Here is a 20156-nt window from a genome sequence, read left to right on the forward strand (position 1 = left end):
CGTAGACAAGCGGCGGTGAATCACGTTTTCCGTTGGCGGAGAAGAAACACATGTCGGATCGGATGAAGATCATCTCCGCTGCCAGGTCGCATGGCGGCGTGCAGGGCGTCTATTCCCATGTTTCGGAAGTCTGCGCCTGCGACATGACGTTTGCCGTCTTCGTGCCGCCGCAGGCCCGTGAAAGACCTTGCCCTGTCGTATGGTACCTCTCCGGTCTCACCTGCACCCACGTCAATGTCATGGACAAGGGAGAGTACAGGCGTGTGGCCGCCGAGCTCGGCCTGATCGTCGTCTGTCCCGACACCAGTCCCCGCGGCGCCGATATTCCCGACGAGAAGGACAATTGGCAGTTCGGCAGCGGCGCCGGATTCTATGTCGATGCGACGCAGGAACCCTATGCCAGGAATTATCGCATGTATTCCTATGTCACCGAGGAATTACCGGCGCTGATCGCAGCGGAATTTCCGGCCGACATGAAGCGTCAGGCGATCTTCGGCCACTCGATGGGTGGACATGGCGCATTGACCATCGCGCTGAAGAATCCCGAACGCTTCAAGAGCTGTTCGGCCTTCGCGCCGATCGTGCAGCCCAGCACCGCCGGCTGGTCGAAGCCGGCCTTCGAAAAATATCTCGGTTCCGACGAGAAATCATGGCGGCGCTACGATGCCACCTTGCTCATCGAGGATGGCCACCGCTTCCCCGAGTTATTCGTTGACCAAGGGACATCGGATGGATTTCTCGACGACGGACTGAGGCCCTGGCTCCTGGAAGCGGCCTGCGCCAAGGCCGGTATTGCGCTGACGCCGCGCATGCAGGACGGCTACGATCACTCGTATTTCTTCATTTCGACATTCATGGACGACCATCTGAGATGGCACGCCCAGAGATTGTTGGATGCTGAAGTCTGAAGTCTAGTCCCGCAGCAGGTCGAACATCAGCTTGAAGAAACGGTCGGCGTCGACCTCATAGGCGATACGCGCATTGTCTTTTTCACCGCGCTCGCTCCAGAAATCGGCAACCGTCGCGCCGAACGCATAGGTGCCCGACAGATCGACGCCGATATGGGCCGGGCGCGTGCGCACCAGTGTCGGGTCGATGGCGAGCGCCAGAGCCAACGGGTCGTGCATGGCGCCGCCGACGCCCATCGAGTTGCGATGCAGCTTCTCGTAGAACAGTAGCCAGTCGTTGACGAGCTTGCCGAGCGGCGTGTCGATCGTGGCAAGCTCGGCATATTGCGGCGCCTCGATCAGCACCTGCATGGTGACGTCGAGGCCGACCATCAGGATCGGTACGCCCCTGTCCAGCACGATCTTCAGCGCCTCCGGGTCGCAGAAGGCATTGAATTCCGTCGGCGTGATGATCTCGCTCTTGCGGTAGAACACACCGCCCATCCAGATCAGTTCCTTGATCTTGGGCAGCACGTCGCGATGCTTGAGGATCATCAGGCCGATATTGGTCAGCGGGCCGGTGGCGACGACCAGGATCGGCTCGGGCGCGGCGCGGAGCTTGTCGGCCAGGAAATCGACAGCGTGCCGGTCGACCGGCTTGATCGTGGCCTGCGGCAAATAGGGCGAGCCCTCGAGGCCGCTCGGGCCGTCGGCGGTGCCGAGGACCAGCGGCCGCGCCAGCGGACGGTGGCACCCCCGCGCGACCGGCACGTCGCCGGCGCCGATGTACTCCAGGATGCGCAAGGCGTTGGCGGTCGTCTTCTCGACCTCGGCATTGCCGCATGTCGTGGTGACGCCGACGAGTTCGATGGCCGGCGAGCGATGCGCCATGACCAGCGCAATGGCGTCGTCGTGGCCGGGATCGCAGTCGAACAGGATGGGAGTTGCAAGGGTCATTTTATCGGTCCTCACGCCACTTGTTCGTAGCGCGCGATGGTTTGCTTGAAGATGTTCAGGAAGCGGCGGCCGTCGAGATCGGTGCAGATGCGCGTGGTCTTCGGTCCGCCGCCGGGCAGCAGTTGCCGGCCGCGATGGGCAACCGTCTGTCCGCGCGCGAGGCGCCCGTCCAGCACGACATCGACGAAGAGCGGTTCGGTCATCGTGGCCAAGGCCGGGTCGAAGGCCAGCGCCACGGTGATGACGTCATCCATCGGGAAGCCGACGAGGTCGAAGAACTCGCGCCAGATGTCGATGTAGATCGGAAAGCTGTCGGTGATCATCTCCAGGACGGCATTCTTCCGCGCCACGGCCTGCATGTCGGCGATGTCGTCGCGCGTCAGCATCGAGGCGGCGACGCGGTTGTCCTCGCAGATGTCGAGCGGCACCAGGATCTTGTCGACGTCGGCGTTGAGCACGATGCGCGAGGCCTCAGGATCTGCCCATATGTTGTATTCCGACAGCGGCGTGATGTTGCCGGGCGTCTGGAAGTTGCCGCCCAGCACCATGAGCCGCTTCAGCGCGCCGGTCAGGCGCGGCTCCTGCAGCAGCGCCATCGCCGCATTGGTCAATGGGCCTGTGGTCACCAGCGTGATCTCGCCCGGATTGGCCATTACGGTATTGATGATGAAATCGACGGCATGCCCCGGCGTCGCCTGACGCGACGGGGTCGGCGCCGGCGGGTTGAACTTCTTCAGCCGGTCGCCGAAGCGGGCAACGAGCCGCTTCTCGAAATGGACCGGCGCCTCCATGTCGGCCTTGGCATTGCCGACGATCGGCCGCCAGGCGCCGGCATGAACCGGGATGTCGTCGCGCCCGGCAAGCGTCAGCGTGTTGAGCACGACATTGGTGACCTGCTCGATCGGGCCTGCCGCGCCGGTCACCGTGGTCACGCCTTCGAGCCGGACATTCGGGTTCGCCGCGGCAAACAGCACGGCCAGAATGTCGTCGCCGGCGGAATCCACGTCGAGGATTATGCGTTCCATGGGAGTTCCTTCATTGCGGATTTTTGTCGACCGAGGCGCTGTTCCTGTCCGTCGACAAGAGTTTCTGCATCGACGCCAGCGTCTCCTTGATGATCTTTGGCCGTGCCTGGTAGGACAGCACGAACAGCGCCGTCAGTGCCACGACATAGGGCACGGTCAGCACCAGATAGGACGGAAACCCGAAGGTCTGCAGGCGCAGCGAGAAGGCGTCGGCGAAGCCGAACAGCAGGCAGCCGGCCAGCACCTTGAGCGGATCGCCGTTGGAGAAGATCAGGATCGCCACCGCCATGAAGCCGCGGCCGGAAGACATGTTCTCGGTGAACATGGTGATGTAGCCGAGCGACAGATGCGCGCCGGCCAGCCCCGCCAGCAATCCGCACAGCAGCGAGGCGATGTAGCGGACGCGGGTGATCGAGATGCCGAGCGCCTCGGCCGCCTCGGGTTTCTCGCCGACGACGCGGATATAGAGCCCGAGCCGGGTGCGGTTGTAGAACAGCACCAGCAGCGGCACCGCGATGAACGCGACATAGACGATCGGCGTGAACCCCGAGATCAGCGGCGCCCATGAGCCGAGCAGTGCCTGCGCGCCGGGTATCTGCACCTTCGGCAGGCCGACAATGCCGTGACCGACGATCGATCCGCGCGTGCCGAAAATCGCTTTCATCAGCGAGATCGTCATGCCGCCGGCGAGGATGTTGAGCGCCAGCCCGACGACCACTTCATTGGCCCGGAAGGTCACCACCAGAACGGCAAAGGCGAGCGCGAAGGCAAGTGCTGCGGCCACACCGCAGGCGACACCCGCGAAGGCCGAACCCGTCCAGATCGAGCCGATGACGGCGAAGAAGGCGCCGGCCAGCATCTGCCCCTCGAGACCGATGTTGAAGATGCCGGCCTTGGTGGTGAACGACCCGCCAAGAGCGACCAGGAGAATGGGCGCGGTGGTGCGCAGCGTCGCCGCGATCAGCGCGACGTTGATGAGCTTATCTAGAATTTCCATCGCCGCTCCCCCGCCTGGCTGTCGCCGCGGCGTTTGATCAGAACCTGCGCCGACACGCTGAGGATGATCAACGCCTGGATCACGGTGATGATTTCGCGTGACGCGCTGGTATCGACCTCGAGCAGCAGCGACCCGCTGCGCAGCGCGCCAAAGAACAGCGCCGTGACGATGGTGGCAACCGGCGAGCCGTTGGCGAGCAGGGCGGCGATCAGCCCGTCGAAGCCGAAGCCAGGCGCAAAGCCTTCCATGAACCGGTGGTGCACGCCGAGCGTCTCGACGCCGCCGGCCAGTCCGCCGACGGCGCCCGAAAGCAGCAGGACCACGAAGCCCTGACGTTTCACGTTGACGCCGCCATATTCGGCGAATTTCGGCGCCGAACCGACCATGGTCACGCCGTAGCCCCAGCTGGTGTAGCGGAAGACCAGCGCGACGCCGACCGCCAGCAGCAGGCCGATCGCCAGTCCCCAGTTCAGCCGCGAGAATGAAAAGATCTCAGGCAGATAGGCCGTCGCCAGGATCGGCGGTGTCTCCGACCAGCCGCCGGGCCGCTTGAACAGGAAGATGGTGAAATAGGAGGTGAGCAGAACGGCGATGTAGTTCGACAGGATCGTCGAGACCACTTCGTTGGTGTTGTAGCGGGCGCGGAAATAGGCAGGGATGGCGACCCAGGCGGCACCTGCGGCGATCGCGAGCGCCAGCGCAGCCAGCGTATGGATGCCTGGCGGCAGGGAAAAGCTGAAGCCGACCCAGGCGGCGGCAAATCCGCCCAGGAAAAGCTGGCCCTCGATGCCGACATTGAACATGCCGCCGCGCAGCCCGATGCAGGCGGCGACGCCACAAATCAGGATCGGTGTCGTCTGCAGCAAGGTACCGGCAATTTTCTCCTGGTCGCCGAAGGCGCCGCGCAGCAGCGTCATCAAGACACGGACCGGGCTTTCGCCGACCATGAGGATGATGATGGCTCCCAGCAGCAAGGCAACGCCGATGGCGATGATCTGACCGGAAAAGGCGCGCAAGCGGTCATTCATCATGCGGGCTCCAGCTCAGGCGACACGCCCGCCATCATCATGCCGATACGGTCCTCGTCGGCATCATCACCGGCGACTTCGCCCATGATCCGCCCGTTGAACATCACCAGGATGCGATCGGCAAGCGCCGCCAGCTCATCAAGCTGCACGGAAATCAGCAGGATCGCACGGCCGGCCGCGCGCTGGCGCATGATCTCGTCATGGATGGCCTCCTGGGCGCCGATGTCGACGCCGCGCGTCGGCTGATCGATCAGCAGGAAGTCGGCACCATTGGTGAATTCGCGCGCCAGCACGACCTTCTGGATATTGCCGCCCGACAGCCGCTTGACGGGATCGCCCGACCCTTGCGCGCGAATATCGAAGCTCTTGATCAGCGCTCCGGCATTCCCGGCGATCGCCTTCCAGTCCAGCACGCCGCCGCGGCTCCACGGTGCACGATGCTGGCGGCCCATCAGCGTGTTTGCCGCGATCGACGCATTGCGATCGACCCCGCGCACCATGCGGTCGCCCGGCACATGGGCAAGGCCCGCCTCGCGTATCGCGGCTGGGGAAAGCATGGTGAGATCCCGGCCTTTCAGCCATGCCTCGCCATGGCTTGCCGGCCGCAGGCCGGAAAGCACCTCCGCCAACTCCGTCTGCCCATTGCCGGCCACGCCGGCGATTCCCACCACTTCGCCAGCGCGAACGGTGAAACTGGCGCCGCGAACAGCCGGCAGCCGGCGGTCGTCACGCGCCCACAGATCCTTGACCTCGAGGACGGCGCCGCCATGCAGCGCCGCGCGCGGCCGGCGGTCGAAACTGACCTCGCGGCCGACCATCATGCGCACCAATTCGTCCTTGCTGAGTTCCGATGTCGGACGAGTTGCCACCTTCCTGCCGTTGCGCAGCACCGTCACCGTGTCGGACACCTCCATCACCTCTTCCAGATGGTGCGAGATGAAGATCACCGTCATGCCTTCGGCCACGAAACTGCGCAGTGTCTGGAACAGCTCACGGCTCTCCTGCGGCGTCAGCACGGCGGTCGGCTCGTCGAGGATGATGGTACGGGCGCCGCGCACCAGAACCTTGAGGATTTCGATGCGCTGCTCGATGCCGACCGAGAGCAGTCCGACGCGCTCCGTCGGGTCGACATGCAGCCCGAAACGCTTCGACAGGTCGCGTGTGCGTTCGATCTGGGCGGCATGGTCGATCAATCCATGACGGCGGATTTCCATGCCGAGAAAGACGTTGTCGGCGACCGAGAGCGAAGGCACCAGCTTGAAATGCTGGTGCACCATGCCGAGCCCGGCCTTGATCGCGGCGGCCGGATCGGCGACCACGGTCGTCTCGCCATTCAGCCGGATCGAGCCCTCGTCCGGCTGGAGCAGGCCGAACAGGATGTTCATCAGCGTCGTCTTGCCGGCGCCGTTCTCGCCGATGATGGCGTGGATTTCGCCCCGGCGTACGACCAGGTCGATGCCGTCATTGGCGATGAAGGCGCCAAACCGCTTGGTGATGGCAGCCAGTTCGACGGCCATCGCGGAGGTGCTGTGGAGGGGCGGTGACCCCGGCGCGTTCGACACGATGCTCTCCCAGATTGGGGGCTCACATAAACTGGACGCTGATCCGTCGCGGCAAGCCGCGGCGGATCAGCGTAGCGCTTTCTTGGGAGGGATGCGCTGGTGTTGGCCTATTTCGCCTTGGTGATCGCGATCTTGCCGTCGACGATGCCCTTTTTGATGTCGTCCAGCTTGGCGGTCACGTCGGCCGGGATCGTGGGGGCAATATCGTCGCACACCTTGAACTCGACACCGCCCGAAGCGAGGTCGAACGTGCGGGTGCCGGCGGTCACCTTGTGGCCCCCGACTTCGTCCTTGATCAGCGTGTAGACCGCGATGTCGCCCCGCTTCAACATGCTGCCGAGCACATTCCCGGGAGCCGTGCCGCACATGTCGATATCGACGCCGATCGAATATTTGTCGGCGGCGGCACTTGCCTGCATCACGCCTTCACCCGTCGGGCCGGCAACGTTGTAGACGATGTCGGAGCCCTGGCCGTAAAGCGCCTGGGCAAGTTCGCTGCCCTTGGCCGGGTCGTCGAAGGTTCCGGCGAACACGGAATTCACCTTCACATCGGGCGCGGCATATTTTGCGCCCTGCTCGTAGCCGCCGAGGAAGTTGCGGATCACCGGGATATCGCGGCCGCCGACGAAACCGATTGCCTTGCCGTCGCCGATCTTGGGAAATTCACTGCCCTTGGCCTCGACCATGCCGGCCAGCGCGCCGGCGACGAACGAGCCCTGCTCCTCGGCGAAGTTGGCGTAGATCATCTTGGGATTGTCGAGCACGCCGTCGATGAACACGAAGCGCTGGTCGGGATATTCCTTGCTGACCTTCTGCAACGAGTCCACCAACTCCCAGCCCATCACGAAGATGAGGTCGTATTGCTTGCCCTTGGCGAGGTTTTCGAACTGCTCCTCATAGTCGAGGGCACGATTGCCGGTGTCGACCAGCTTGAGGTCGATGCCGAAATCGGTCTTGGCCTTGTTGAGGCCGTTGACGATCGAAACGCCGAAGCCCTGTGCGAAATATCCCGAGATGGCGGCCACGGAAACCTTGGACTGTGCGGCGGCCGATCCCAACGAAACGGCAAGCATCGTGCCGGCCAGAAACAAACTCTTGAGTGCCCTTGTCATGTCATTCCCCTTCAGCTTTTTTCAGCTTTTGAAGCCACGCCTTGACCATCCCCTAAATATCGCCGGGACACTGGCGAGTTCGTTGATGGTCATATGAGTTTATGAGCGGCCAAACAGGCTGTCAATCGTCCTCCGGTGCAGTTTTCTCACCGCTTTGTCCGCATGGTCCTTGTCGACGCTTGACAAATATCGGCGATGCATAATTGTTGGTACTCTAACGAGTTTCATCAGAACGACGGGACGAAGGAAACGCGCCATGCCGGCTGTTGTGGTCAGGAAATTTCTGGTTCAGGTCGAAGAGATCTTCCATGAGGGCGGCCCCCTCGCGGCCCGCCCGCCCAAGCGCGGCGCGATCGTGGCGGTCATCGCCAACCCATTTGCCGGACGCTACGTGGAAGAGATCACCGGATTCATGGAGGACCTGAAGCCGCTCGGCCTCGACATGGCCCGGCGCCTGATCGACGCCATGGGCGAGGGGGTTTCAGCCATCGAAGGCTATGGCAAGGGCGCCGTCGTCGGCGCCGCCGGAGAGCTCGAACACGGTGCGCTCTGGCACAATCCGGGCGGCTACGCGATGCGCGAACTTCTCGGCAACGCCAAGGCTATCGTGCCGTCGACCAAGAAGGTCGGTGGCCCGGGAACGCGCATCGACATTCCGATAACGCACATAAACGCCTCCTATGTGCGCAGCCATTTCGACGCCATCGAGATCGGCGTCGGCGATGCGCCGCGCAGCGACGAGATGGCTGTCATCCTGGCGATGACCACCGGGGCGCGCGTTCACGCTCGGGTCGGCGGCCTGGCGGCAGCCGATATCAAGGGCGAGGACGGCTTGCGATGAGCCCTGAAATCCGCCGCGTCATTACCATCGTCGAGGAAACCCTGATCGAAGGCGGCCGCCCCGTCGATCCGCCAACGCGTCGCGCCGCGGTGATCGCGGTGATCCGCAATCCCTATGCCGGCACTTTTGTCGAGGATCTGTCGGCGCTGAGTGTCGTTGGTGAGGCGTTGGGCGACATCTTGCCCAGGCGGGCCGTCGCGGCCCTCGGCATTGGCGGTGACCAGGTCGAGAGCTTCGGCAAGGCCGCCGCCGTCGGCGCCGATGGCGAGCTTGAACATGCCGCCGCCATCCTTCATCCAACGCTCGGCGCCCCGTTCCGCGATGTGCTCGGCAAGGGGGCCGCGCTCATCCCCTCATCGAAGAAGCGCGGTGGCCTTGGCGTGCCGCTCGACATTCCGCTCGGCCACAAGGACGCGGCGCGGGTGCGCAGCCATTTCGACGGCATGGAGGTTCGCGTTCCCGACGCACCGCGTGCCGACGAGATCGTCGTCGCCATCGCCGTCACCGATTCCGGCAGGCCGCATCCGCGTGTCGGCGGGCTGACCACGGACAAGATCGTCGGCAAGGACGGCGTAAGTTGATGCGTTCGCAGGTGGCTGCCGCTACGCCGCCCTGACTTCCGGCACCCGCATCGCCGGCGGAGTATTGCGGCTGCGGTTGGTGCGCACCTCGCCGTCGATGATCACCATGCCGATACCCGGCAGATTGCCGAGCGCCACGCTGTCCAGCAGTCCGTCACCGGCGCCACCAATCGCCTGGTCGATGAAGATGAGGTCGGCGGCGCGGCCGACCTCGATGATGCCGCGGTCAGCCAGTCCGCGCACGCGCGCCGTGTTGCCGCTGGCAAGGCAGAACGCCACTTCAGGGGCGATACCGCCCAGCGAAGCGAGCATCGTCAGCGTCCTCAGGATGCCGAGCGGCTGCACGCCCGATCCGGCTGGGCTGTCGGTGCCGAGGATGACGCGCGAAAGTTCGCCGCGCTGCCTTGCCAGCTCGAGCACGAACAGGCCGGTGCGCAGATTGCCGTTGTGGACGATTTCCAGCGCGCGCGAGCCGTTCTCGCAGATCTGCCGGATCTCAGCTTCCGGCAGTGCCGTCGGTCCGCCATTGACGTGAGCCACGATGTCGGCATCGACCTCCAGCACGACATCGGCGCCGATGCGGCCGGAGCCGGGCAGGGATGGGCCGCCCGTATGGGTCATCGAGGTCATGCCGTATTTGCGCGCCCAGCCGATCATCTGGCGGCCGGTCGGACCGTCCTTGACGCCGCCGAGCCCGACCTCGCCGACAAGCGTCACGCCGGCCTCGGCGAGGGCGCGGAAATCCTCCTCGACTAGGCCTGGTTCCAGTATGGGAGCGCCGGCCAGGATCTTCATGCCGTTGGGGCGGAAGTTGGAGAAGGTCCTCTGCGCCGCGATCGCCAGCGCCTTCAGCCCGACCAGGTCGCGCGGGCGGCCCGGTGTGTGGACCTCTCCCGCCGAAATGATCGTGGTGACGCCGCCATGCACGGTCGAATCCATCCAGCCGATCTGGTTTTGCCGCGGCGTCCAATCGCCCGCGACCGGATGGACATGGTTGTCGATGAGCCCCGGCGCCACGGCGCAGCCCATCGCGTCGATGATCGTCGCCGCATTGCCGCCGTCGACCTCGCTTGCCTTGCCGATGGCGGAAATGCGCCCGTCGGCAACGACAATGGTGTCGGCCTCGAGGATCGGTCGGCCGAGGTCACCGCTCAGCATCAGGCCGATATTGCGGACGACGAGCGTGTTGGCAGACGACTTGGGGTCGGACGACATCGGTTCTCACTTCTGCTGGTATGGAACGTCCCGACGCGGCCTATTTGCCGCTGTCGCCATTCGATGGATCGTCGTCGTTGATGCGCGTGAGCAGGCGGAGCAACGTCGCCTGCTCGGCGGGTGAAAGCGGCGACAGGAAGCGGCGCCCGACTTCGACGCTGCGTTCAAGCCGTTCGAGCGTATACTCGGTCCCCTTCTCGGTCAGAGCGATCATCGACAGGCGCTGGTCGGTGTCGGAGGCGCTGCGCGTGATCAGTCCGTGCTTGAGCAGCTTGCGCATCACGATGCTGATGGTCGACGGGTCCATCGCCGTCAGCCGGCCGAGGTGGTTCTGCGAGACCTCGCCATGTTTGAGGATCGTGGCAAGCGCGGCGAACTGGGTCGGCGAAAGGTCTTCGCCCGCCATCACCTGCTGGAACCGCAGCGTCGCGCGCTGATGCGCCTTGCGGATGACGTGAGCCGGATGGAGGTCCAACGCGTATCCGGTCTGCGCGTATTGCTGCAGCACCTGCTCGCGGCTCAGCGGCGGCGCCTTGCCGCGCTGCCGCTTCGGTGTCGCGTCTTTCTCGGATTTCTTTTCGGTCGTCAAACCGGACTCCTGTTGCCTGTCTTGGATGTTGCTCACTCCAGGGCTCAAGCCGCAACTTCAGCCGGTTGCAGTGAGGCTCCATCGCGAAGAGCCGCGACGACATCAGCCGAACCGCTGACCACGCCGAAATGAGTCGCTATATCGTAGAGCGAGCTTTCCTGCTCGCGCGGTCCCGTCGCCGCGCAGCAATCGCTTGGCACCACCACTTCATAGCCCTGGAAAAAAGCGTCGTGGACGGTCGAGCGCACGCAGATATTGGTGACCACGCCGAATATGACCAGCTGGTCGACCTGCATGTCCTTGAGCGTCAGGTCGAGGTCGGTCTGAAAGAAGGCCGAGTAGCGGCGCTTGATCACGTGGATCTCATCGTCGCGGGCACCCAGGTCCTCGATGATTTCAGGTCCCCAGCTTCCTTCCACGCAATGCGGCGTGCGCTTCACCCATTCGCGCTCGCGGCGCATGCCCGGCCGGTGCGCGTCGTGAACCCAGATCACCGGGACGCCGGCGGCGCGCGCAGCCTCGATGACAGCCAGTTGCGGTGGGACCAGCGTCTCATAGCCAGGCAGGACCATGGCCCCGCCGGGCTTGCAGAATTCATTGACCATATCGATGACCACGATCGCCGCACGGTGCCGATCGAGGCGCATCGCGTCGTCGTGCCGGTGTGAGGAAAAGACGTCCACGGCCATGGCGGTCTCCTTGGGTCGATCGTTGATGCTCATACAAAAAACCCTGGCGAATGCCAAGTCAATCCCGTTCGACGCAAAGCGGTGACCGCCAGCCTTGCGCACGTTGGTCGCACCAGCGTATGCGCTATTTGTCCGGCGCGACATGGCCTTGACAAGAGGTGGCAATCATGTGCTCGATTTGTATGACCATCAATGATATTCAGATCGCCAAGTTTGCCGGGCCGAGGGCTGTGATATGAAGACAATCATCACCGGGGCCAGCGGTCTGCTTGGGCGCCATGTGGCCGAGGCCCTGGTTGCGGCCGGCCACGATGTGCTGGGCATCGACGCGGTGGCGCCCGCCGGCGCGGCATGGCGGCACGCCACCGCCGATCTGACGGATCTGGGATCGACCCTGCAGCTGGTACGCGATTGCGATGCCGTGGTGCATGTGGCGGCGATCCCGCGCCCAACCGGGCGGGCCGGCGGCGAGGTGTTCAAGACCAACATCGCGACCGCCTACAATGTCGTCGAGGCCGCTGCCCTGGCCGGCGCCAGGCGCCTCGTCTATGCCTCGTCCTTCAGCGTCTTCGGCTATCCCTTCTTCGAGAAGACGGTCATTCCGCCTTATCTGCCGGTCGATATGAACCATCCGGTCGGTGCGCAGGATCCCTACGGCCTGTCGAAATGGCTGGGTGAGGAGATCGTCGACGCCGCGGTGCGCCGCGGCGCGTTTTCAGCCGTCAGCATCCGCATGCCGTGGATCCAGACCCCGCAGTCCTTCTTCGCCGGCGTCGGTCCGCGCCGCGCCACCGCCGACAGTGCCCGCGACCTGTGGAGCTATCTCGACGCGCGCGATGCCGGTCAAGGCTTTCTGCGGGCGCTCGAGTGGCAAGGCAGTGGCCATCTGCGCGTCCTGCTCAGCGCCGCCGACACCTTCATGGAGGAGGAAAGCGAGCCGCTCGTGCGCCGGGTCTATCCAGCTGTCCCGCTGTCGCGGCCGATTGCCGGCTTCGGTTCGGTGCTCGATACGGCCCATGCGCGCGAAACGATCGGCTTCGAGCCGCGGCACTCATGGCGTTCCTATCCAAAGCCGGAGACCCAGGGATGAAGCGGTTCGACCGGAAGAAAGTCCTCGTCACCGGCGGTGCCGGCGCCATTGGCAGCGCCGCGGTCCGGCGTTTTCTCGACGAAGGCGCGCGGGTCGCGATCGTCGACCGCAACGGCGCGGCGGCGCGGCAACTGGCCAGCTCGCTTGGCAAAAAAATCATCGCCATCGAGGCCGACGTCACCGACGAGAACAGCGTGCGCGGCGCCGTCGAAACGGCCGTCGAGGCCTTCGGCGGGCTGGATGTGGTGTTCAACAATGCCGGGATTTCCGGTGTCGTCGCTCCCGTGCACGAGCTGCCGGTGGAGGATTGGGACGCCGTCATCCGCATCAATTTGCGCGGTATCTTCCTCGTCTTGCAGGCATCGCTCCAGGCCATGATCAAGGCCGGAACCGGCGGCTCGATCGTCAATATGGGATCGTCGATGGCCGGTTGGGACGTCCTGTCAGGCGGCGCCGGCTATGTCGCGTCGAAACATGGCGTGGTCGGACTGACGCGGGTCGCGGCGCTCGATGCCGCGCCTTACGGCATCCGGGTCAACGCCATCTGTCCGGGTGTCATCGAGACGACGCTCGGCGTGCCGGCTTCTGGGGAGGGCGATTTCAAGAGCAGCGTCCAGCATTTCGCCGACCGGATTCCGTTGCGCCGCATCGGCCAACCGGACGATGTCGCCGCGGCGGTGGCTTTCCTCGCCTCGGACGAGGCAAGGCACGTCACCGGCGTCGACTGGCTGATCGACGGCGGCCAGACCTTGCAGAGCTGGGCCAACGCGCCGGCCGGCGACACGTTTCCGAAGGTTCGCTAGGAGATGCCGGGCGGGCTCTTCTCGTCAGAGGCCGAATCGGTCCTTCACCCGGCCCGAAAGGATCGCCGCCTTGACGCCAAGCGGCCAGAAGCGATGGAACCGGATTGGCTTCAGCCCCGATATCGGCATCGGGAAGGGCGTGGTCGCGTCGCCGCGAAGGCGATTTGCCAGCGCATTGCCCATCGCAGAGGCCATGGCGACGCCACGGCCATTGTAACCAAGGCAAATCAGGATGCCGTCCTCCGGCTCGTGAACGTGCAGGAGATGATCCTTGGTGATGGCGACCCGGCCGTTCCAGCCATGTGTCCACGCGGTTCCAGCAAGCACCGGCCAGAGCCGTAGCGCATAGTCGGTAAGGTAGCGGATGGCGGAAGCATCGCCGATGGGTCTCATCGGTCCCCGGCCGCCCATGAGAAGCCGGTTTTGCGCATCGACGCGGTAATAGACGGTGATATTGCCGGCTTCGTAAACGACGGGCCTTTGAGGGAGGATTGCGGCCGCGACCGTTGGTGACAGCGGTTCGGTCGCCGCGATGGCGCTGAACACCGGAACGAGCGACTGCTCCAGGCGCGGCCACAGGTCGCCGGTATAGCCGTTGGTCGCGACAAGGACCTTCTCGGCGCTGACAGAGCCGTCTGCCGTCTTGAGGACCCAGCGTCCGGCCTGCCTGTTCAGCGAGAGGACTTCGCTGCCGCCGAATATCCGCGCGCCGGCCTTCCGCGCGGCGGCAGCCAGGCCGAGCGTGTATTTCAAGGGATGAAGGTCGCCGCCGCGGGCATCGAACATGCCGGATATGTATCTGTCGGTGCCGGTTCGCGCCGCCATCGCCTTTGCGTCGAGCAAGCCGACCGGCATCCCCCGCCGCTTGCATTGCGTTGCCGTGGCCCGCACCGCGGCTGCCGGCTTCGGCCGGATGGCCGCGCGTATGGTGCCGTTTTGCCGGGCCTCGCAATCGATCGACAGGCGCTTGATGAGGCCGAAGGTGAAATCCGGCGCACCGTAGGAGAAGTCGATCATCCGCTGCCCGAGATCGGGGCCGAACATCGCCTCGATCGTGTCGGGATCGTATTTGAGACCGGGATTGACCTGGCCGCCATTTCTGCCCGACGCCCCCCAGCCCGGCTGATGGGCCTCGAGCACGCAGACGTCGTCACCAGCTTCCGCCAGATGCAAGGCGGTCGACAGGCCGGTGAAGCCAGCGCCGACAATAGCGACCTTTGCCCGCTGTGCGCCGGCAAGGGAGGTGTAGTTGCCGGCGCCGCCAGCCGTATCGCGATAGAGACTTCTGAGCGGGCTGCTTTCCAGCATATGACGGGCTCTTACGATAGGGCGGCGGGCTTGACGGGCAACCTGGCTTTCAATTGCCCGATATCCGGCACGCGCGGCAGACCCAGACTTTGGTGTCGGGTACGCCAGGCAATTCTGCGTGGCGTCGGGAAATCACAACAGTTGCGACAGGGCGGCCATGAAGTGGTCGTTCTCCGACGGCGAACCGATGCTGACGCGCACATAGGTGTCGAAGCCTTCCTGTTTCCAGGGTTTGACGATAACACCTTCGCGCAGCAGGCCTTCGACGAAGGCAGTGGCATCTTGCCGGCAGTCGAAGAACAGGAAGTTGCCTCTGGACGAAGCGACTTCGAGGCCCTTGCCCGCCAGGAAACGCTCGACGCGTGCCCGCTCCGTCCTGGCCAGCGCGACGACCTTGGCCAAGTGCTCCTCATCGGCGAGCGCCGCAAGCGCGGCGGCCTGCGCGACGCCATTGACATTGAAAGGCGTGCGCACCCTGTCGAGCAACGCGCGCAATTGCGGGTCGCCGACAATGCCGAAGCCGATCCGCAGCCCTGCCAGTCCGAACGCCTTGGAAAATGTCCGCAGCACGATCCAGGGTTGATCGCGTTTGCTCAGACAGGGCAGGGACGAGACATAGTCGTCGCCTTCGGCATATTCGGCATAGGCTTCATCCACGACGATCAGCGTCTCGTCGCTGACAGCGTCCAGGAGCCTCGACAGATCGCCGCCGGAGAGCCAGCTGCCGGCCGGGTTCATCGGATTCGAGAACAGCAGCATGCGAGGCCGTTCGCGCACCGCCTCGATCAGCGCGTCGAGATTGATGCTGAGATCGCCGTTGACGGTTACACGGTTGACGCTTGCACCCATCAGCGTCGCATAGTCCTCGTGCAGCGGGAACGATGGATAGAGCGTGACGACGACGTCGCCGGGCCGCAGGACGGCACGGCTGATGACGGAGAGGAGATCTTCCGATCCGTTGCCGAGGATGACCTGATCCTCGCCGGCCGCATGTCTGGCGGCGATGGCCTGCCGCAGTTCGCGCCCGGCCGGATCCGGATAAAGGCGGAACATTTCGGAGCCGCCCTGCATCATCTTGGCCAGGGTCGGGCTCGGGCCGATCGGGTTTTCATTCGAGCCCAGTTTGGCGATCCTGGCCGGGGCGTATCGCAGCATGACCTCGGCGATGGTCAGCCCGGAATTGTAAGGCGACAGGCGCGTGACTTCGGTGCGGACCATGTCTGAAGCGTTGGACATGTCTGGTCTCCTCCATCGCCGGCCGATTATTGTCGCCAGACAAACCTCGAACAATCGCCGCCCGTGGCATCTCGTATTAAAGAGCCAGCTATGTGGTCGCGCGTGCGGCGGACGACGTCACCACTATCGCACTCGAGGCTGTTTGTATATGCTTGTCTATGTAAGTCGATCTGATAGTCTCCGTGCCACGCAACCGGAGCGGCCAAGGAGGATCACATGCGCAACGCTGCTCTTTTCGACCTCTCTGGCAGGAAGGCGCTGGTCACCGGTGCCAGCCGCGGCATTGGCCGCAGCATCGCCGAGGCGCTGAGCGCCGCCGGCGCCGACGTCGCGGTCACGGCGCGTAGCGTGGACTCGCTTGATGAGACAGCGGCGGCCATTCGCGCGGGCGGCGGGGTTGCGCACGCCATTGCCCTTGACGTGACCGATGTCGGCCAGTGCCGCGCGGCCGTTGCCGAGGCAGCCCGCCTGCTTGGCGGCCTCGACATTCTCGTCAACAATGCCGGGGTGGAAGAGGTCCGGCCATCGCTCGATGTCGACGAGGCGCTGTGGGACCGGATCGTCGACACCAATCTCAAGGGGGCGTTCTTCTGTGCCCAGGCGGCGGCGCGGCAGATGCGGGATGCTGGCCGGCCCGGCGCCATCATCAACCTCTGTTCGCTGACGTCAGAAGTCGGCATTCCAACGGCGGTGCCGTATGGCTCTTCCAAGTCGGGTCTGCTCGGCATGACACGGGCTCTCGCGGCGGAGTGGGCGCAGCTTGGCATCAGGGTCAACGCCATTGCCCCGGGCTATTTCAGGACGGCGATGACGGAGGTGTTTTACGGCAATGAGGCATGGCGGCAATCCATGCTCGCCAAGATTCCGCAGCACCGTTTCGGCGATCTGCGCGATCTGCACGGCATCGCCGTGTTCCTTGCCTCCGATGCCGCCGCCTACATAACCGGCCAGTCCATTCCGGTGGACGGCGGGTTCCTTGCCTCGGTCTGACGTAGATCGTCGATGTTTCGAATTGAATGTCTTGCGCAGATGTGACCGGTCGGCACATTGCGCTCTGAACTGAAGGAAAAATCCATGTCCGACATCAGCTTCCACGATCTGTCATCCCTCGATGCCACTCGGCGGGCCGGGCTGCTGAAACGCGCCGAGGGCGATCTGTCGGTCTTCATCGAAAAGGTTCGTCCGATCATCCAGGCGGTCAGGGACGAGGGTGACGCCGCCCTGATCCGCTTCGCCAGGGACCTCGACAAGGCCAATGTGGCCGAAGGCGGACTGAAGGTGTCGGAAGCGGAGTTCGACGCGGCGTTCGACAAGGTCGAGAAGGATGTCGTCGAGAGCATCAGGTTCGGCATCGACAACATCCGGCATTTTCATGAAGAGCAGAAGCCGGAAACCATGTGGCTCAAGGAAGTCCGCCCGGGCGCCTATGCCGGCGACAGGTACACGCCGATCGCCTCCGTCGCGCTTTACGTGCCGCGCGGCAAGGGCGCCTTTCCGTCTGTGACGATGATGACGTCGGTACCAGCCGTCATTGCCGGCGTGCCGCGGATTGCCATCGTGACGCCGCCAACCCCGGATGGTTCCGTGGACGCGGCCACACTGGTCGCCGCTCGCCTTGCCGGCGTCGAGACCGTGTACAAATGCGGCGGCGCCCAGGCCGTCGCCGCGGTCGCCTACGGCACCGAAACGGTGAAGCCGGCACTCAAGATCGTCGGCCCGGGCAGCCCCTGGGTGGTGGCAGCCAAGAGCGTTCTGTCCTCGATCATCAACACGGGTCTGCCGGCCGGACCGTCGGAAGCCATCATCTTTGCCGACGACAGCGTCGACGGCGGCCTTGCCGCGCTCGATTTGCTGATCGAGGCCGAGCACGGGCCGGATTCCTCCGCCTATCTGGTGACGCACAGCCGCAAGGTTGCCGAGGCCGCCCTGGCCGCTATCCCGCAGCACTGGTCGCGCATGACCGAGCAGCGTGTGGAATTCTCGCGCGCGGTGCTGACGGGAGAGCGCGGCGGCATCGTGCTGACCGGGTCGCTGGAAGAGTCTTACCGCTTCATCAACGACTATGCGCCCGAACATCTCGAGATACTCTCGAAGGAGCCGTTCGCGCATCTCGGCCACATCACCGAGGCGGCGGAAATCCTGATGGGTCCGCACACGCCGGTGACCCTTGCCAATTTCGTCCTCGGGCCGAATGCGGTGCTGCCGACCAGCCGCTGGGCGCGCACCTATGGGCCGCTCTCGGTGACGGATTTCGTCAAGCGCTCGTCGGTTGGCTATGTGACCTCGGCCGCCTATCCGGAACTGGCGCTGCATGCCCGCCGGCTCGCCCGCTACGAGGGCTTCAGCTCGCATGAAAACGCGGTTTCGGAGATCCGCGACCGCTATCTCGCCGGCTGAGGGGGGCCATCGCGATGAAGGCGGCGCGACTTTATGGACCGGGGGATCTGCGCGTCGAGGATGTCGCCGCGCCAGGTATCCCGGATGCCGGCTGGGCAAAGCTCAGGATCGATGCCGCCGGAATCTGCGGTTCGGACCTGCACAATTTCCGCACCGGCCAGTGGATAAGCCGTTCGCCTTCGACGGCTGGCCACGAACTGACCGGCACGGTGATGGCGCTGGGCGAGGGCGTCGACACAATCGCTGTCGGCGACAGAGTCGTCGCCGATTCCCGTTTCTGGTGCGGGGATTGCGCGCAATGCCGTGCCGGCAAGCGGCATCTCTGCGCTGCGCTGGGCTTCGTCGGCGAAATATGCGACGGCGGTTTCGCCGAACAGGCGGTGTTGCCCGCACGTTTGCTCCATGTCATCGACGCCGGCCTTGACGAACGGGTCGCCGCCATGGCCGAACCCCTCGCGGTCGCGCTGCACGCGGTGCGGCGTCTGCCGAAAACGGTCGGTTCGGTGCTTGTCGTCGGCTGTGGGCCGATCGGTGGTCTTGCCGCGTTGCTGCTCTCCCGAACCTTCGCCGGAACCGTGCTTGTCGCCGACCGCAACCAGGCACGTTGTGCCCGCGTGGCGCGGGTAACGAGCGCCACGATCGTCGATCTCGACCGCGATGCCATTGCCGCAGCCATCTCCAATGCCCCGCTGCTGGCGGCCGTCGAGGCGACGGGCAGCATCGCTGCGTTCAACCAGTTGCTCGGCGTTCTCGATCCAGGTGGCGCGGTGGCGATGGTCGGGATATTTCATGGCCGCCTCGACATCGACCCCAATCTTCTGGTCGAGCGCGAGATTGCATTGCTGGGATGTCACGCCTTCGCCGACGAATTGCCCGACGCTGTCCGCATGCTGGGTGAACTCAGCGAGCCGCTTCTGGCCTTGGTCGACCGCGAGATAGGCCTGGACGATATTCCAGCCGCCTATGAGCGGCTGTTGGCCGGGAAGAGCGATGGCTTGAAAACAATCATCCGCATGCGGCAACCTGCCGGAAAGGATTTTTGAAATGATCGATTTGCCCGATACGGCGAGCCCCCTTTACGAGAAGGTGAAGGACTACATCCTGACCAACATCGGAACGGGCAAATGGGGCAAGGACCGCAAGCTGCCGTCCGAGAACGAGCTGGTGGTTTCGCTGGGTGTGTCACGGATGACGGTTCACCGGGCCTTGCGGGAACTGACCGCCGCGGGATTCCTGATCCGGCTGCAAGGCGTCGGAACATTCATCGCGCCACCCCGGCCGCAATCGACTCTGATCGAGATCAACAACATCGCCGCCGAGATCGTCGAGCGCGGCAACAGGCATCGCTCCGAAGTCCTGGTCCTCGAAACCATCGTGCCGACGAAGGAACTCGCGCTGTCGTTCGAGTTTGCGAAGCGCACCTCGATCTATCACTCCGTCGTCGTCAATTTCGAGAACGACCTGCCGGTGCAACTGGAAGAGCGCTTTGTCAATCCGGGCCTGATCCCCGACTATGACAAGCAGGATTTCACCAGGACGGCGACCTATGACTACCTGATGCAGAAGACCCCGGTCACCGAGGTCGAGCATATCATCTCCGCCGTCCCGGCCGACAGGGAGTCGGCGCAGCATCTGGGCATCGATGTCGGCAGTTGCTGCCTTCTCCTGCATCGCCGGACATGGACTGGGGCGGTCGTGGCCACGATCAGCAAGCTGACCTATGCCGGCAGCCGCTACTCGCTAGGCAGCCGCTACTCGCCTTCCAGGGCAAGCTGACGTCGACGAACCAATGCAAGCCGAGGCTTCGTTCAAATGTATATACCTGTATCGATAAGAGTG

The 20156-nt window shown here is 64.4% G+C and carries 20 protein-coding genes; 9 read left to right on the plus strand and 11 right to left on the minus strand.

Going from position 1 to position 20156, the window contains the following annotated elements; translation table 11 throughout:
- The first annotated feature begins 50 nt into the window (after nt 1–50).
- Nucleotides 51–908 carry an S-formylglutathione hydrolase gene (gene fghA, locus EN861_RS19135; protein WP_135865000.1) on the plus strand — a complete coding sequence of 286 codons (858 nt, stop codon included), beginning with the start codon at nt 51–53 and terminating at the stop codon, nt 906–908.
- Nucleotides 909–911: 3 nt separating this feature from the next.
- Here fghA and EN861_RS19140 read toward each other — a convergent pair whose 3' ends face one another.
- From EN861_RS19140 to EN861_RS19165, 6 genes are all read right to left on the minus strand, one after another.
- Entirely contained in the window at nt 912–1844 is a 933-nt protein-coding gene (locus EN861_RS19140; protein WP_135865002.1) for a nucleoside hydrolase, read from the minus strand.
- An 11-nt stretch (nt 1845–1855) separates the two neighbouring features.
- Nucleotides 1856–2869, minus strand: coding sequence for a nucleoside hydrolase (locus EN861_RS19145; protein WP_135865004.1), 1014 nt, complete (start codon nt 2867–2869; stop codon nt 1856–1858).
- 10 nt (nt 2870–2879) lie between these two features.
- A complete protein-coding gene (locus tag EN861_RS19150; RefSeq protein WP_127870479.1) occupies nt 2880–3866 on the minus strand; it encodes an ABC transporter permease in 987 nt (328 codons plus the stop codon).
- Entirely contained in the window at nt 3854–4897 is a 1044-nt protein-coding gene (locus tag EN861_RS19155; RefSeq protein WP_167531357.1) for an ABC transporter permease, read from the minus strand. The genes EN861_RS19150 and EN861_RS19155 overlap by 13 nt, the downstream gene beginning before the upstream one ends.
- Nucleotides 4894–6459, minus strand: a complete 1566-nt coding sequence (locus EN861_RS19160) for an ABC transporter ATP-binding protein (protein ID WP_127278031.1) — start codon at nt 6457–6459, stop codon at nt 4894–4896. Before EN861_RS19160 ends, EN861_RS19155 begins: the two co-directional genes overlap by 4 nt.
- Before the next feature lie 104 nt (nt 6460–6563).
- Nucleotides 6564–7568, minus strand: a complete 1005-nt coding sequence (locus tag EN861_RS19165) for a BMP family ABC transporter substrate-binding protein (RefSeq protein WP_127870480.1) — start codon at nt 7566–7568, stop codon at nt 6564–6566.
- Nucleotides 7569–7824: 256 nt separating this feature from the next.
- On the opposite strand from EN861_RS19165, the gene EN861_RS19170 reads away from it, so the two are divergent.
- Together EN861_RS19170 and EN861_RS19175 are read left to right on the plus strand one after the other, a co-directional pair.
- Entirely contained in the window at nt 7825–8409 is a 585-nt protein-coding gene (locus EN861_RS19170; RefSeq protein WP_127870481.1) for an amino acid synthesis family protein, read from the plus strand.
- Nucleotides 8406–8990 (plus strand): amino acid synthesis family protein, encoded by a 585-nt coding sequence (locus tag EN861_RS19175; RefSeq protein WP_127870482.1) that lies wholly within the window; start codon nt 8406–8408, stop codon nt 8988–8990. The genes EN861_RS19170 and EN861_RS19175 overlap by 4 nt, the downstream gene beginning before the upstream one ends.
- 21 nt (nt 8991–9011) lie before the next feature.
- On the opposite strand, the gene EN861_RS19180 is transcribed toward EN861_RS19175, so the two are convergent.
- The 3 genes from EN861_RS19180 to EN861_RS19190 are packed head-to-tail and all read right to left on the minus strand — an operon-like array spanning nt 9012 to nt 11483.
- Nucleotides 9012–10205 carry an amidohydrolase family protein gene (locus EN861_RS19180; RefSeq protein WP_135865006.1) on the minus strand — a complete coding sequence of 398 codons (1194 nt, stop codon included), beginning with the start codon at nt 10203–10205 and terminating at the stop codon, nt 9012–9014.
- Nucleotides 10206–10245: 40 nt separating this feature from the next.
- Nucleotides 10246–10794 (minus strand): MarR family winged helix-turn-helix transcriptional regulator, encoded by a 549-nt coding sequence (locus EN861_RS19185; protein ID WP_127276136.1) that lies wholly within the window; start codon nt 10792–10794, stop codon nt 10246–10248.
- Between the two features lie 44 nt (nt 10795–10838).
- A complete protein-coding gene (locus tag EN861_RS19190) occupies nt 10839–11483 on the minus strand; it encodes an isochorismatase family cysteine hydrolase (RefSeq protein WP_127276138.1) in 645 nt (214 codons plus the stop codon).
- Nucleotides 11484–11718: 235 nt separating this feature from the next.
- On the opposite strand from EN861_RS19190, the gene EN861_RS19195 reads away from it, so the two are divergent.
- A complete protein-coding gene (locus EN861_RS19195; RefSeq protein WP_127870484.1) occupies nt 11719–12573 on the plus strand; it encodes an NAD(P)-dependent oxidoreductase in 855 nt (284 codons plus the stop codon).
- Nucleotides 12570–13376, plus strand: a complete 807-nt coding sequence (locus tag EN861_RS19200; protein WP_127870485.1) for an SDR family NAD(P)-dependent oxidoreductase — start codon at nt 12570–12572, stop codon at nt 13374–13376. The genes EN861_RS19195 and EN861_RS19200 overlap by 4 nt, the downstream gene beginning before the upstream one ends.
- A gap of 24 nt (nt 13377–13400) precedes the next feature.
- Here the strand turns inward: EN861_RS19200 and EN861_RS19205 are convergent, their stop codons facing one another.
- Both EN861_RS19205 and EN861_RS19210 read right to left on the minus strand, forming a co-directional pair.
- Nucleotides 13401–14684, minus strand: a complete 1284-nt coding sequence (locus tag EN861_RS19205; protein ID WP_127870486.1) for an FAD-binding oxidoreductase — start codon at nt 14682–14684, stop codon at nt 13401–13403.
- A gap of 132 nt (nt 14685–14816) precedes the next feature.
- Complete coding sequence (locus tag EN861_RS19210; protein WP_135865007.1) at nt 14817–15920, minus strand: histidinol-phosphate transaminase; 1104 nt, start codon at nt 15918–15920, stop codon at nt 14817–14819.
- 216 nt (nt 15921–16136) lie between these two features.
- Between EN861_RS19210 and EN861_RS19215 the strand changes: the two genes are divergently transcribed.
- From EN861_RS19215 to hutC, 4 genes are all read left to right on the plus strand, one after another.
- Nucleotides 16137–16910, plus strand: a complete 774-nt coding sequence (locus tag EN861_RS19215; protein WP_127870488.1) for a glucose 1-dehydrogenase — start codon at nt 16137–16139, stop codon at nt 16908–16910.
- An 84-nt stretch (nt 16911–16994) separates the two neighbouring features.
- Entirely contained in the window at nt 16995–18317 is a 1323-nt protein-coding gene (hisD, locus tag EN861_RS19220) for a histidinol dehydrogenase (RefSeq protein WP_127870489.1), read from the plus strand.
- 14 nt (nt 18318–18331) lie between these two features.
- A complete protein-coding gene (locus EN861_RS19225) occupies nt 18332–19360 on the plus strand; it encodes a zinc-binding dehydrogenase (RefSeq protein WP_135865009.1) in 1029 nt (342 codons plus the stop codon).
- Between the two features lies 1 nt (nt 19361).
- Nucleotides 19362–20093: a histidine utilization repressor gene (gene hutC / locus EN861_RS19230; RefSeq protein ID WP_127870491.1), complete on the plus strand. Its 732-nt coding sequence runs from the start codon at nt 19362–19364 to the stop codon at nt 20091–20093.
- Nucleotides 20094–20156 lie beyond the last annotated feature (63 nt).

This window comes from Mesorhizobium sp. M8A.F.Ca.ET.218.01.1.1, assembly GCF_004791165.1.
Taxonomy (GTDB): Bacteria; Pseudomonadota; Alphaproteobacteria; order Rhizobiales; family Rhizobiaceae; genus Mesorhizobium.